Raw genomic sequence first — 13,026 nt, 5'->3', positions numbered from 1 at the left:
GAGAGCATGAAATTGACTTTCTAAAATGCGCCATATACTCCATTATTTGCACGGTTAAAATGCACGTCTTCAATAAAATATGTAAAAGGAATAAACGTTTTAGCTATTTTTAAACCTTTGTATTTTAAATGCAGGGGAGTTGTATAGGGTATACTGTCCTTACTGTAAAATTCTGGCTGGAGATAACAATGGAGTTAGATCGTTTTGATAAACAAATTCTAGAAATTTTGTCTCATGAAGACTTAAATTTGAATGAACTTTCAGAACGGATCAATCTGTCAGTCAGTTCTGTGCATCGCCGGATTAAGCATCTGATTGAAGCCAACGTTATGGGGCAGCTCAAAAGGGAAATTAATTTTAGTAAACTTGGATTTACCCTACACATTTTATTGCAAGTGTCACTGAGTAAGCATGACACCGAAACATTTGATAAGTTTCTTTCTGAAATAGAAGCAATTCCAGAAGTGACCAATGCATTTCTTGTGACAGGGCAAAGTGCCGATTTTATTTTAGAACTTGTAGCACGCAACATGGATGACTACAGTGAAATTTTATTAAGACGTATTGGAAAAATTGATAATGTTGTTGCGCTGCATTCGAGCTTTGTGATTAAAAAATATAATGTTTTTAACTGCTATAACTTACTCAATAAACTATAAAAAAACGCACCAAATGGTGCGTTTTTTCAATTCAAATGTTTGATTTAGGCATCAAGCTGAGCCAAAACTTCATCTGTGAACTCAACGTTAGTATAAACGTTTTGTACATCATCAAGATCTTCAAACATATCAATCATTTTAAGAATTTGTTTTGCTTGGTCGACATCAGTAATTTCAGCTTTAGTTGATGGACTCATAACAACTTCTGCATTGTCAGATTTTAAACCAGCAGCAGTTAGAGCATCTTGAACTTCACCAAAAGTTTCTGGTGAAGTGATTACTAAAATTTCATCTTCTGAAACTTCAATATCTTCAGCGCCAGCTTCTAAAGCAATTTCCATGATTTTGTCTTCTAAAGAAACATCTTCAAAAGTAATTTCACCACGTTTAGTAAATAGATAAGCAACAGAACCCGCAGTTCCTAGGTTACCATTTGTTTTACTAAAACAGTGACGTACATCTGGTACTGTACGGTTTAAGTTATCTGTCATTGTCTCAACAAGAACAGCAACACCGCCAACACCATAACCTTCGTAAGTTACTTCTTTTAAATCATCATTATCTTCACCACCGGCACCACGTTGGATTGCACGGTTGATGGTGTCACGTGTCATATTAACTGAAAGTGCTTTTTCAACTACTGCACGTAAACGAGGGTTACTAGCAGCATCTCCACCACCAAGTTTGGCAGCAGTCACAATTTCACGAATATATTTAGTAAAAACTTTACCGCGACTTGCATCTTGTTTCGCTTTACGATGCTTAATATTGGCCCATTTAGAATGACCCGCCATGGACGTGAACTCCAAAAAAAGAAAATGCAAAAGTGCTGGAATATTAGCATAGGCTTGGTTTTGTTGAAAACTGTTGCCCTGCGTTTTGTTAGCCAATTGAATAAGAATAATAACCTTAAGGCCTAATGAGTGAGATCAGGCCGAATCAAATCCAATTTGATCTAGTTAATTTTGACATCTATGTCAAATTGCGCATATAGCTCTTTAATCGTTTCCAAATCTTTTTGTAAGTCTGTTGGGTAAATTTTACCTAGAATCCCGCCTTGTTTGCTTCGAGCATTGGCATACATGAGTACAATTGGAACATTAGCGGCTTTCGCAATATGCCAAAAACCTGTACGGATAGGTTTGCGTTCTGAGCCATCTTTCGCACGAGTAGCTTCAGGAGCAATCACCAAGTTAAAAGTTTCATGAGTTTGAAATTGTTCAACCATTTGAGAAACAATATCTTTACTCGCTTTGCGGTCAACGGGAATACCACCAAGTTTTTCTAAAAATGGTTTAAGAGGACCCTTAAAAAGTTCTTTCTTTATTAAAGTATGAATCTTAATGTCTAAAATTTGGAAGAGAGCAATAGAGAGCACTGCATCTAGATTTGAGGTATGTTCAAATCCAATAATAACTTGTTTTTTTTCAAGAATTTTAGGATCTACATTATAGGTCCAACCAGCAGCTTTAAAGATAGAGTTAGCTAGAAATTTTTTCATAGATCAGTGCAAGGTGATAAATTTGCAGGATTCTAATATGAGTTTGTAAAAAAGCCTAGAAAAATTATGAAAGCTAAAGTAGCCAATTAAAAATGAACATTATCTAAGCTTGAAGATTTAAAAAGTTCTTTTTTATTTTTCTTTAAACATAATAAACTTAGATAATTTTAAAATTAAGAAATCTGTTGAGGTATTTCTTCATTAATTAAAAACTCAATATACTGCCAAATTTTTTCAGCGTTAATTAGTTTTTTATCTGTTGTTCCATCAATAATCATCCCATCAATAATAGAAATAATGATATGAGTAAGGGGAGTTGGGTTTTCTATACCTAATTGAGTGAGCTGGTCTTGTAGTAAATGAGTTAACCACTTTGTATACTCGTAAAATGGTTCACGAATTGAAGTATATTGTTTAGATACTTCAATAAATGCTTTTTTAAATAAGCATCCATTAAATGTTTCGCTATTGATCCATTCAATATACCAATTAAAAATAATATGAATTTTCTCAAGCGGGTTAGCATCTTCACGTAAATTTAATTGTTCATTAATTGAATTTTGAATATTTAAGTTTCTATGTTGCAAACACTCCATAATTAAATTTTCTTTTGAAGGAAAATATTTATAAAAGGTCATCTTTGCAACATTAGATTCAGCAATAATACGGTCAACACCAGTTGCATTGTAGCCAATCTGATTAAATAAATTTAAAGCAGTATTTATAATATCTTCTTTTTTTGACATTACTATTCCATATAGTTAGAACTAATTATAACTTAATCGAAAAATTAAAATTTTAATATCAACGATCATAATAAAAAAAGGGATTGGATTCAAGTTGATATTGTGATAATGATTATCATTAACATAAGTTTTTTTTAATTTTCTATTTGATTTCGTACGATTTTAATTCTAATATGGATTGATAAAGGAACATATTTAAATATTAATTTAAGTCATTGTTTTCATAATAAAATATGTAAAAATCGATCAGGCTTCAATAAGTTTAATGAGAGTAGATATGCCTAAGAAATTTGAGAATTTTAATAATCCTAGAAAGAAAGCACTCGCAGGGATGAAGCAAAGCATTTCTACTGAACTATGGGAAAAAAATTCAGACTTTTTGACCCAATTAAGAGAAAAAATTGCTAAACATGCGGTGTCACATCATCCTGCAATTGATATTTTAAATAACGGAGAAATTAATAAAGAAAATTTAAAAAAAATACACTTAGAATACCGCCATGCAATTGTACAAACTTTTACTGATGCATTGCTCATGGCCCAATTTCAAACTAAACAACTAGAGCCAAGATTGCATGCCGGTGCGAAAATGTTTCCGCGCTTTCTTTTGAGCCTAAATATTTTTGATGAGTTTGGATTTCGTCCAGGTTTAGACAAAGATGGTTATTATCAGGGAAATCCTGAATATGCTCACTATCCTTTGTTTGAAGACGTATTAAATGATTTTGGTATTACAGAACAAGATCGTCTGACTTATCAGCCGACTGAAATTGCAGATCAAGTTAGAGTGTTTTTAGAAAATGCTTATGATGACTATAAAGCTGTTTCAGCCTTATTAGCAGTCGCAGAAGAAGAGGTGATTCTTTATAGTCCACCGTTACGTAAAGCGACTAAAGCTGTAGGTTTAGAGGTAGAGGGTGGTGGTTATTATCATGTGCATGGTATTTCTGAAGATGAAAGTGCCGAAGCCGCAGATGATGATCATGAAGAAGACTTATGGTATGTCTTAATGCAAGCTTGTACAGAAGAAGATTATAACTATATCGAAAAGTTATGCTTAGAGTATTGTGATTTATGGGAAAAATTTTGGGATGCTCAATTAGAACATACAGAGCTTATGCGGAAGAGAATCTTAGCTTAATAGAAGAAATAGAAGTATTAAGTTTAGAAAAACGTATTTTAAAGCAGTTAAAATTTTAAGATAAAATAAAATTTACATTTTAATAATTAAATTTTGAATATTGTTTATAACGGTAAAACGAATTCTATTTAGATAAGCATTAAAAAAACCCCATAAACTTTTTAGTTTATGAGGTTTGAATTTGGTGGGCCCACCGTGACTTGAACACGGGACCAACGGATTATGAGTCCGCTGCTCTAACCAACTGAGCTATAGGCCCTATAAGTCAGAAAAGCTTTAAATCTCAAGGCCTTTCAGTGCGTGCAATACTAATCAATTTTTTAATCAAACACAAGTCATTTTCTAAACTAGGTGCATACTAGACCTTAAAAATATTGTGTTATTTTGGTTAAATATTACGAGCGAGAGTGATTCTAGCGTATGAGTACTTCATGAGTAAAGTGAACTTAGTTATTTATCGATCAATTAGAACTTATGCCAATCAGAAGTTTATAGTGATTAGGTTTTAGTTAACTCTTTTAAAACATCTTTTGTTTGAAAAATAATCAAATTCAGGTTGATTGAATATTGCTTAAAATGTGATCAATATGGGTTTGCTAAAAAAGATTACAAACATAATTTATACATTTATGTCTTACACAGAATTTATAAATATTTGTTCAATAATGACTATAGAATATTCTAAATAAACTTAATTTAAGAAATATTTATCTACGCTAAATATTTAGAAAACGTACAACTTTATAAAATCCTATTTATAGAATGATGTACTCTTATCACAGTCAATTCTATATCATTCTAATCAAAGTTATTCTTTGCATTCTAATAGGTACTGTAATAAATCTAGTGAAGGTAAGTAATTTTTCAACTGATCAAAATCAGATATTCTAATTAATTTTCAAAAAACTAGTAATACAAAGATAATATTTATGAAATTAATTTTGTTTAGCGCATAGGAAAAAAATCCATAAGTTTTAACGAAGAAATACAAAAAACAAGGGAGCAAAGTGAGCTTCCTTCAAATTAAGACCTTTATCTGATTTTATTAAAAAATTAGAACTTTTTAGTTGGAGAATTGGAAATTTTTTAATTGAAATTTCTTTCTTTTTCTCATGTGTTTTCTATACAAAACTTAAAGTGTGACTACTTTCACGCTCGATACAAATGATTGTATTTTATTGAATTTATTCTTGACTAAAATGCTAGGTTTTAATAAAGTACAAATGTATTTTCCCAAAATAAAAAACTATTGCTTAGTCCTGAAATACAGTAAGAAGCCTACTTTTTAAAGTAGGCTTCTTGCTTTTTGTAATATAGAGAAAATAGGTTAGAGCAATAATCTAAATTTTAAAAGTAAGTATATATAATCAGGAATAAATCTATAGAAAGATCATGTGTGTTCATAGCTACAGTATAAGAAATTATAAATTTTCTTGAATAATCTGAATGAGTTCTCGAGCCGCTTTAGATAAGGGGCGGTCTTGAAGCCAAATTAAGTAAATGGATAGAGGTAAATGATTTTTAGTATTTTTAAAATCTAAAAGAACTAAATGACCTTGATCAATTTTTTCTTGTACTAATGATAAGGGGAAATTTCCCCAACCGAGTCCTGCTTCAACCATATTAATTGCTGTTTGTAGACTATTCGTTTTCCAGTACATAGCACCAATAATTGATCGAGAATCAGTCATTTCATGGTCGCTACTCGCCACTACAATTTGTCTAATATTGATTAACTCTTCAATAGAAAAATGCTTTGTTTTTTCTTGTAGAAGAGCATGACTAGACGAGATAGTAGCAACAACTGTTTCAGTCATTACTAATTGTAGATTTTCACGCATTTTTATATTCAGGTCTGAACCAGCTAAGCAAAGACTAATTTCTTCCCTATAAAGTAAATTAAGGATGTCATCTTGAGGTGCAGTAATAACCTCTATATTTAGTAAGGGGAATTTATCAGCTAACTTCTTTATTGAAGAAAATAATAGTTTTGTATTTACATCTGAGACCACACCAATACGTAATTTACTCTCTAGTCCTAAAGAAAGTTCATGGGCATGAGTACTAAATAGTTTAAGTTGTTCAGAAATAATTCGTGCTTGAGGTTCCAAAGCTAATGCGGTAGGTGTAGGAATGACCTTGCGTGGAGTGCGTTCAAATAAGGTGTAACCCAATTCTGCTTCTAGATTAGCAACCGCCATACTGACTGCTGAGGGGACTCGATTTAGTTTACGGGCGGCTGCAGAGAAAGATCCTGTATCTAGTACAGTAATAAAGAGTTCAATATTTTCGCTGTTAAAATTCATTTTGATATCAGTAGAACTGAAAGCTATTAACTTTATATATGATTTTGACTGAAATTAAAATATAAAGAATTAGTTAGAGTTTGCCTATTATGCAAGGTGTAAAGCGTCGAATTGTCTATGTTTCTGCTTATGAAGTCATCGGAATGATTATTTCATCAGTAGGTTTAGCGATTTTGGCAGGTGATAGTGTTGAACATACAGGACCACTCTCTGTCATGATTACGACCATCGCTGTAACTTGGAATTTTATCTACAATATTTTATATGAGAAGTGGGAGGCTAGACAAAGCAGTAATGTTCGTACAGTTAAGCGTAGAGTTGGACATGCTATTGGTTTCCAGCTTACTTTAGTTTTGTTTTTGATTCCTCTTATTGCATGGTGGATGGATATTTCTCTGATTGCTGCTTTTTGGTTAGATGTGGCCTTTATTATCATTATTCCTATCTATACTTTTATATTTAATTGGAGCTTTGATAAGTTATTTGGACTGCCTGTTTCGGCACAAGCTAAAGCATTGCAAGAATAGTCACTAAATCAGCTTAATAAGCTATCAAGGTGTGTGACTTTGATAGCTTATCTCTAGTTTAATTATTTGATTTGATCAATGACTAACTGTTTTGAAAACTTAAGTTGAGCTTTCTTGGCGAAAATATAATAAATCACTGCTGTAGAAATAAGTCCTACCAGCCATGATAAGTCGATCCCTCCTAACATTGCAGCAATTTGTCCCGTATAAAATTTACTATCAATAAATGGCAATTGGATCAAAATACCAAGAAAGTAGCACGTGATACCAATTCGATTCCAACGGCCATATTTGCCATTTGGATCATAGAGCGCATCTACATCGCATTCTTCTTTAGAGATAAAGTAGTAATCAACCAGATTAATAGCACTCCATGGAATAAAGAATGTAAGTAAAAACAAAATAAATGCTTTAAAAGCACTTAAAAAAGTATGTTCACCTATAATTGCAATAAAAGTCGAAATCACAACCATAGCAAGAACAATGAGTAATCTTGTTATTTTTGAGATTTGATTTGTCGATTTGAAACTATTCCAAACAGTAGCAATGCACATAAAACTACCGTAAGCATTTAAGGTGGTCAGAGTAACTTTGCCAAAAGCGATACTAAAATATAAAAAGGTCACGACTAGGGCAATTGGGTTCATACCCACAACATATTGAACTTCATTTCCGACAAAATTGCCGTTTGCTACCTGAGCAATCAAAACACCTAGGCTCATAGAAATTTGTGAACCCAATAGAGAACCTAAACCAACGGCCCAAAATACACGAGATGAAGATGTTTTAGTTGGAAGATAACGGGAATAGTCTGCAACATAAGGTCCAAAAGAGATTTGCCAAGAAGCAGAAAGTGAAACTGCTAACAAAAATGAAGACCAACTAAAATGACGTACGGCTAAGAGTTCAGAAAAATCAGAAAGTGCTAAAATTTGAGTCAAAATAATCACAAAAGCGATCAAACCAATAATACTGGCTACTTTGCCTACCAAATGAATTAAACGATATCCAATCGTTGCAAATATAATGATTAAACATGCGTAAATTAAGATACCAGTTGTATTACTGACATGTGCTAGATGTGCAATTGCTTTACCAGCCAATACCTCTCCAGTTGCAGTAAAGCCAATATACATGAGGCAAACAAGTATGATTGGAATACAAGCACCATATACCCCAAATTGCACACGGCTTGAAATCATTTGAGGAAGGCCAAGTTTAGGACCTTGGGCAGCATGTAGTGCCATAACGGCAGCACCAAAACACTGTCCCACGAATAAACCAATAATAGACCAAAAAACATCCCCACCTAATACAACTGCTAGCGCACCCGTCACAATGGCTGTGATTTGTAAATTAGCACCAAACCAGAGGGTGAGTTGAGCAAATACTCCGCCATGTCTTTCATTTTCTGGAATAAAATCAATGCTTCGGTTTTCTATAAAACTACTATTTGCTTTCTCAGCCGATGAGTCCATTTCACTCTCCTTGTCCTTTAAGAGTTCACTCTATTTTTATTAATTCAATCTTTGTACAAACAAATACAAACATGTATATACAAGTAATTTAAAGAATAATCAAACAATTTTTGAGGCTGTAAAAGCTAAAAGTGGCTTAAATAATTCATAGATAAATAGAAAAAGTATTTGACGAATTTTATTTTTTAAAAAGTTGAATAATAGAAAAATAATATATAAAAAAGCCCTCTATAGAGGGCTCAACTTTATGCGTTAGCATCTAAAACGATTTGGAAATAAGTAGGAAGTTCAGAAAATTGCACGAGTTGGGTTTTATCTTCTTGCTTAAAATAATATTGATAATTTGGAGTTTCTAAATGGTTATCTAGATATTGTGTTGCATCAGTAAACTGTGCTTTTGCAATAGGCTTATCTTTTTTGCATTTAATAATAACGGGATTTACCGAGTTTAATTTTACAGGAACACCATTTTCAAATTTAGCAGTTTCAATCAATAAAGAAATTTTGAAATCACCAAAATTTACACAAAAGTGGCCTCCATTTTCTGTCTTAACCTCTAGATCAGAGAAAAGATCTTTAAATAAACCCTTCAGGGACTCCCTGTGCTTATCTAAAGCAACTTGAAATTCATGATCTCGTTGCTCGATCTTTTCTTGCTCTTCTTGTAGCAATTTGGCTTGTTTTTCAATTGTTGTAAAATCCAGCTTCATTTTAATATCTCCTTTGGTTGTTTTAAAACTATATATGGCAATCTTTTATTAAGTTTTAAAGAAACATACAGTATTTGTTACAACGGAATAATTAAGATGAGCTTTTGTATAAGCCATTACAAAGTTAAGAATATGTTTGAAAATATAAGAACTTAAAGAGATTATTTTTATTTTATATTTGAAAATGCTGCTACATATTAATAGTAGATTTTAATGTAGCAGCATATTTCTTATTTTGTACAATGTTTTGCTATAAGTGGAGTGCTTTTAATTTTTAAAAAACCTCCGCTACTCATGACACCAAGCATCACCAAACCTGTTCCTACTAACTGCCAGATATTAAGGGTCTGCCCAGCAAGCAGAGCAATTATCATACTGAATACGGGTACAAAGTTAAAAAATACCGAAGCGCGGCCAGCACCTAACTTTTGTATACCATTAAACCAGAATAAATAAGCAATCATGGTAGAGCAGATCACCACATATCCCATGGCTAAATGTGCATTTACAGGTGCAGATGCAATGGCTGAAAGAGGATTTTCAAATATCACACTTAACAAACCAAGTGTTATTGCCCCAAACATCATAGAAAAAGTCGTTGTTTCTAGCGGCGTAGCATTTTTTACATAACGACGAGACAGTACATTTGCGAAACAAAATCCAAATGCACCCAATAATATAAATAGATCTCCAATGTCTATTTTGAGGTGAAGTAAAGTTGTTATATGGCCCTGACTAATCACAAGTAACACACCACTTAAACCGAATAAAACACCTAAAAATTTAGTAGTAGTAAGTTTTTCACCATCTAACATGATTGTCATTAATAGAGTCATTAACGGTGTAGTTGCCATAATTAGAGCACCGTTCACGGCAGATGTCGTTTTTAAGCCGTAAAAACAGCCTATGTTGAATCCTGCAATTCCAATTACCCCAATCACAAGATAGATAACTAAATTCTGGCTTAAGGCTGCCCATCTTAGTTGGCCTGTTATTGAAAAGATCAGAAGTAAGGCTAGGCTTGCAATTGAAAACCGTTCAGATGCAGCAGATAGCGGAGGCATATGTTGAATAATATAAGACATTGCATTAAATGCTGATCCCCAAAAAAACATTGTTAAGACAACACCAGCATAGGCATACGCCACCGTTCTGTTCATGGACAGGCTCCCATCAAGAAAGGTTTTATTCTGGGCAATTACATAAAGGTGTACAATTCCATATTAATACACTTCTAATGTGAAAATTTGCACAATGATCGATTGGGAAAATTTACATTACTTTTCAGTTTTTACAGAAGAAAAGTCACTGTCAGCTGCTGCCCGAAAATTGGGAGTAGATCATGCAACTGTATCTAGAAGAATTGCCCAGCTAGAACAAAACTTAAAACTTAAATTAGTTGATCGTAGACCACGTACCTACATCCTAACTCCTGATGGTGAACGTCTTGCACAGGTGGTTGCTCGTATGATGGAAGAAACTTTTTCAATTGAACGTTTAACTCAGGCTGGTCAGCAAGAGGTGATGGGAAGTGTTTCTATTAGTATGCCTCCTTTAACTGCGGCACATCTCATCATGCCTCATCTGGGCAGATTTTATCGTTATTACCCTCAATTAAAATTGCGCGTGCTCGGTGATGTTCATTATGTTTCTTTACAACATAGTGAGGCTGATATTGCGGTAAGATTTGGCCGTCCTAAAGATGAAAATTTAGTAGCTCGTAAAGTAGGGGAAATACCCTTTGGAATATATGCTAGTCCAAATTATTTGGCTTCAACAGCTCCTGAAAATTATGAATGGATTAGTGTAGAAGTAGGGGGAGTACATGGTCAAAAACAGCAGAAGTTAAAAGAAAGATTAGATCATAAAGAACCCATAATGGTGACCAACCATCCTGAGTTACAGTGGAGAGCTGCATGTGGAGAAGTGGGTTTAGCGGTCTTACCGGATTTTTTAGGCGCTCTTAGCAATTTAGTTAGATTACAAGATGATTATCCGATGAGTGCTGAAATTTGGTTAGTTACACATGAAGATTTACGGCATAGTCCAGCTATCCGAGTAGTAATGGATTTTCTTATGTCTTGTTTTGAGCCTTTTAAAGTCTAATCTCTTAATTGCGATCCATTTATATAAAAGCTGCTGGAGTCCGCAGCTTTTATATTTGGATAAATTTTTAAGACAAACTAACTTCTATTCCTTTACGTAAATTAGATTGGTCCTGATCGGAGTTTAAATCAATCTTGGTATACGATTTGGCAAGTATGCGTCGAGCAGCAAAATTAATCGGTTTTTCTAACAACTTTGGTAATTTGATACCTAAAGGATTACTTTCAGTTTGAGACACTTCTGTCGTGACCCGAGTTCCCATAATATAGTCAAACCAAGGTTTGGTAACGCACCAGTTAGCATTTTGATTGCTCGTCATATGATGATCATAGTGCCAAGGGATACGTTTCTTTGCATATTCTGGGTCTAAATGAGCCTTTGAATGTACACGCCAATAATTCCATAAGCCATAATAAAGCCCGGCAGTAAAAAAGGGTGCTACAGGTAAAAAAATAGTAGCGGCCCCAGCTAACCCAAGCAGAGCTGTTTTTTCGTTATACATTTCAGCATTTTTAAACATTGATTCGGCATAACCTTCATCTTGAAAGCCATTTAAACGAGCACGCTTATGATGCGCGATATGGGTGAAAAAAGGACTATTACGGTACTGACTTGGATATTCATGTAACCAAACTTTATGAAAGTACCATTCAAGACCATTTGCAACGAAAATACCTACAGGGAGTCCGAGCATATTAATCACTTCTCATCAATTACAATTTAAAGCTATTCTAAAAGAAGGAAGTTTTATCTCTTTGACCTAATAGGCAGCAGAATAATTGCCTTTAGAATCAATTTGACTGTTTTTGTTTGCGCTGGCGATATGCGCTTGGAGTTTCACCACTCCAACGTTTAAAAGCCCGTGTAAATGCTGAGGGTTCAGAAAAACCGGTCAAATAAACAATCTGATCAATAGTTTCTTGGGTGTGTGCTAGCAAGCGTCTAGCAAGTTTTTCCCGATGTTGGTTTAAAATTTTCTCATAATTGGTATTTATTGCTTGTAAATCAGCACGCAGAGTACGTGGGTTACGATTTAATTTCTCAGCAATAAATTTTTGATCGAATTCTCCCGATTCGAGTAGCCCATTGCTGAGTAAGCGCTCAATTTCATAAACAAGTTGATGTTTTTCTAAAGTTGATAGTTGTTGTTCAGCAATTGTTTCATGAATTTTTAATAATTCAGGTTCAGCTGCTGGTGATGTTTTATTTAATAACGCACTAGGAAAAATTATAGCGCCTTGATTTGTATTTAAAATTACGGGACAATTCCAAGCTTCTTGATAATCGCTAGCTGAAGCACCTTGTTGATAAGATAAAGTAATTTGACTAGGTCTAAACTCGTTATTTGTAATATATTTAAAAAAATTAAGAAAAATACCAATTCCACACTCAAGGTAATGTCTTACGGGATGTTCAAAACCAGATAATATTGCTTCATCTTCTTTAACTGTTAATTTTAGGTCAAATACATCTGTAAGTATGGCCTGATATCTTAGAGCACGTTGCAAACCCTCACCGAAAGTTGAACTACTCAAAAATAGATATTCAATTACCAAGCCTCTGAAGGGTGGCATTTGCCTACCGACATGTAGACCAATGTCTGTATCCTGGCTAATTTTTTCAGCCGCTGTCCAAAACCGTTGCTGGGTAGAATTATCTCTACGAATATTTTTATCGGGTGGTTGATTGGGTAAATTTACACTTGCAAAAATAGATGCGGCATCTAAACCCATCTTTTGCATAGTCTGATAAGTCATCAATAAAAAAATTCCAGCATCTGAAGAACTTTTTGACATATTTTGATTACAACCATCCCTATAGACTATATGGCGCATTCAATCATGATTTTAGT

The 13,026-nt window shown here is 33.7% G+C and carries 13 protein-coding genes and 1 tRNA gene; 4 read left to right on the top strand and 10 right to left on the bottom strand.

Annotated elements, in window-relative coordinates:
- Positions 1 to 188: 188 nt before the first annotated feature.
- Positions 189 to 659, top strand: coding sequence for an Lrp/AsnC family transcriptional regulator (locus ACS604_RS02940; RefSeq protein ID WP_004642558.1), 471 nt, complete (start codon positions 189 to 191; stop codon positions 657 to 659).
- 44 nt (positions 660 to 703) lie between these two features.
- Here the strand turns inward: ACS604_RS02940 and ACS604_RS02935 are convergent, their stop codons facing one another.
- From ACS604_RS02935 to ACS604_RS02925, 3 genes are all read right to left on the bottom strand, one after another.
- Positions 704 to 1,453, bottom strand: a complete 750-nt coding sequence (locus ACS604_RS02935; protein WP_005304550.1) for a YebC/PmpR family DNA-binding transcriptional regulator — start codon at positions 1,451 to 1,453, stop codon at positions 704 to 706.
- Positions 1,454 to 1,614: 161 nt separating this feature from the next.
- Positions 1,615 to 2,160, bottom strand: a complete 546-nt coding sequence (locus tag ACS604_RS02930) for a 1-acyl-sn-glycerol-3-phosphate acyltransferase (protein ID WP_151767964.1) — start codon at positions 2,158 to 2,160, stop codon at positions 1,615 to 1,617.
- Positions 2,161 to 2,333: 173 nt separating this feature from the next.
- Complete coding sequence (locus tag ACS604_RS02925; protein WP_474769928.1) at positions 2,334 to 2,906, bottom strand: TetR/AcrR family transcriptional regulator; 573 nt, start codon at positions 2,904 to 2,906, stop codon at positions 2,334 to 2,336.
- A 277-nt stretch (positions 2,907 to 3,183) separates the two neighbouring features.
- Between ACS604_RS02925 and ACS604_RS02920 the strand changes: the two genes are divergently transcribed.
- Positions 3,184 to 4,047, top strand: coding sequence for a heme oxygenase-like domain-containing protein (locus ACS604_RS02920; protein WP_215898270.1), 864 nt, complete (start codon positions 3,184 to 3,186; stop codon positions 4,045 to 4,047).
- A gap of 182 nt (positions 4,048 to 4,229) precedes the next feature.
- Here the strand turns inward: ACS604_RS02920 and ACS604_RS02915 are convergent.
- Both ACS604_RS02915 and ACS604_RS02910 read right to left on the bottom strand, forming a co-directional pair.
- Positions 4,230 to 4,306: transfer RNA gene (locus ACS604_RS02915), tRNA-Ile, on the bottom strand.
- A 1,162-nt stretch (positions 4,307 to 5,468) separates the two neighbouring features.
- Positions 5,469 to 6,353, bottom strand: a complete 885-nt coding sequence (locus ACS604_RS02910) for a LysR family transcriptional regulator (protein ID WP_474769926.1) — start codon at positions 6,351 to 6,353, stop codon at positions 5,469 to 5,471.
- An 89-nt stretch (positions 6,354 to 6,442) separates the two neighbouring features.
- Between ACS604_RS02910 and ACS604_RS02905 the strand changes: the two genes are divergently transcribed.
- Complete coding sequence (locus ACS604_RS02905) at positions 6,443 to 6,880, top strand: PACE efflux transporter (RefSeq protein WP_151987916.1); 438 nt, start codon at positions 6,443 to 6,445, stop codon at positions 6,878 to 6,880.
- A 62-nt stretch (positions 6,881 to 6,942) separates the two neighbouring features.
- On the opposite strand, the gene ACS604_RS02900 is transcribed toward ACS604_RS02905, so the two are convergent.
- From ACS604_RS02900 to ACS604_RS02890, 3 genes are all read right to left on the bottom strand, one after another.
- Positions 6,943 to 8,358 (bottom strand): purine-cytosine permease family protein, encoded by a 1,416-nt coding sequence (locus ACS604_RS02900; protein WP_474769924.1) that lies wholly within the window; start codon positions 8,356 to 8,358, stop codon positions 6,943 to 6,945.
- 245 nt (positions 8,359 to 8,603) lie between these two features.
- Entirely contained in the window at positions 8,604 to 9,068 is a 465-nt protein-coding gene (locus ACS604_RS02895; RefSeq protein WP_474769923.1) for a hypothetical protein, read from the bottom strand.
- Positions 9,069 to 9,298: 230 nt separating this feature from the next.
- The gene (locus tag ACS604_RS02890) at positions 9,299 to 10,228 is read right to left on the bottom strand and encodes a DMT family transporter (protein WP_474769921.1); all 930 of its coding nucleotides are present in this window, start codon (positions 10,226 to 10,228) and stop codon (positions 9,299 to 9,301) included.
- A gap of 94 nt (positions 10,229 to 10,322) precedes the next feature.
- Here ACS604_RS02890 and ACS604_RS02885 point away from each other — a divergent pair, with 94 nt between their 5' ends.
- A complete protein-coding gene (locus ACS604_RS02885; protein ID WP_440202090.1) occupies positions 10,323 to 11,174 on the top strand; it encodes a LysR family transcriptional regulator in 852 nt (283 codons plus the stop codon).
- A 67-nt stretch (positions 11,175 to 11,241) separates the two neighbouring features.
- Here ACS604_RS02885 and ACS604_RS02880 read toward each other — a convergent pair whose 3' ends face one another.
- Both ACS604_RS02880 and ACS604_RS02875 read right to left on the bottom strand, forming a co-directional pair.
- Entirely contained in the window at positions 11,242 to 11,868 is a 627-nt protein-coding gene (locus ACS604_RS02880; RefSeq protein ID WP_474769919.1) for a sterol desaturase family protein, read from the bottom strand.
- 97 nt (positions 11,869 to 11,965) lie between these two features.
- Positions 11,966 to 12,970 (bottom strand): AraC family transcriptional regulator, encoded by a 1,005-nt coding sequence (locus ACS604_RS02875; RefSeq protein WP_004792823.1) that lies wholly within the window; start codon positions 12,968 to 12,970, stop codon positions 11,966 to 11,968.
- Positions 12,971 to 13,026: the final 56 nt, after the last annotated feature.

The sequence above is a fragment of the Acinetobacter sp. Li1LvA2 genome, assembly GCF_056156705.1.
This window is presented reverse-complemented; position numbering and strand designations above follow the sequence as displayed.

Bases quoted from the DNA above. Each gene is read 5' to 3' on its own strand.
- ACS604_RS02885 (WP_440202090.1), top strand. From the start codon at position 10,323: ATGATCGATTGGGAAAATTTACATTACTTTTCAGTTTTTACAGAAGAA.
- ACS604_RS02910 (WP_474769926.1), bottom strand. From the start codon at position 6,353: ATGAATTTTAACAGCGAAAATATTGAACTCTTTATTACTGTACTAGAT.
- ACS604_RS02925 (WP_474769928.1), bottom strand. From the start codon at position 2,906: ATGTCAAAAAAAGAAGATATTATAAATACTGCTTTAAATTTATTTAAT.
- ACS604_RS02890 (WP_474769921.1), bottom strand. From the start codon at position 10,228: ATGAACAGAACGGTGGCGTATGCCTATGCTGGTGTTGTCTTAACAATG.
- ACS604_RS02920 (WP_215898270.1), top strand. From the start codon at position 3,184: ATGCCTAAGAAATTTGAGAATTTTAATAATCCTAGAAAGAAAGCACTC.
- ACS604_RS02905 (WP_151987916.1), top strand. From the start codon at position 6,443: ATGCAAGGTGTAAAGCGTCGAATTGTCTATGTTTCTGCTTATGAAGTC.
- ACS604_RS02875 (WP_004792823.1), bottom strand. From the start codon at position 12,970: ATGTCAAAAAGTTCTTCAGATGCTGGAATTTTTTTATTGATGACTTAT.
- ACS604_RS02940 (WP_004642558.1), top strand. From the start codon at position 189: ATGGAGTTAGATCGTTTTGATAAACAAATTCTAGAAATTTTGTCTCAT.
- ACS604_RS02880 (WP_474769919.1), bottom strand. From the start codon at position 11,868: ATGCTCGGACTCCCTGTAGGTATTTTCGTTGCAAATGGTCTTGAATGG.
- ACS604_RS02895 (WP_474769923.1), bottom strand. From the start codon at position 9,068: ATGAAGCTGGATTTTACAACAATTGAAAAACAAGCCAAATTGCTACAA.
- ACS604_RS02930 (WP_151767964.1), bottom strand. From the start codon at position 2,160: ATGAAAAAATTTCTAGCTAACTCTATCTTTAAAGCTGCTGGTTGGACC.
- ACS604_RS02900 (WP_474769924.1), bottom strand. From the start codon at position 8,358: ATGGACTCATCGGCTGAGAAAGCAAATAGTAGTTTTATAGAAAACCGA.
- ACS604_RS02935 (WP_005304550.1), bottom strand. From the start codon at position 1,453: ATGGCGGGTCATTCTAAATGGGCCAATATTAAGCATCGTAAAGCGAAA.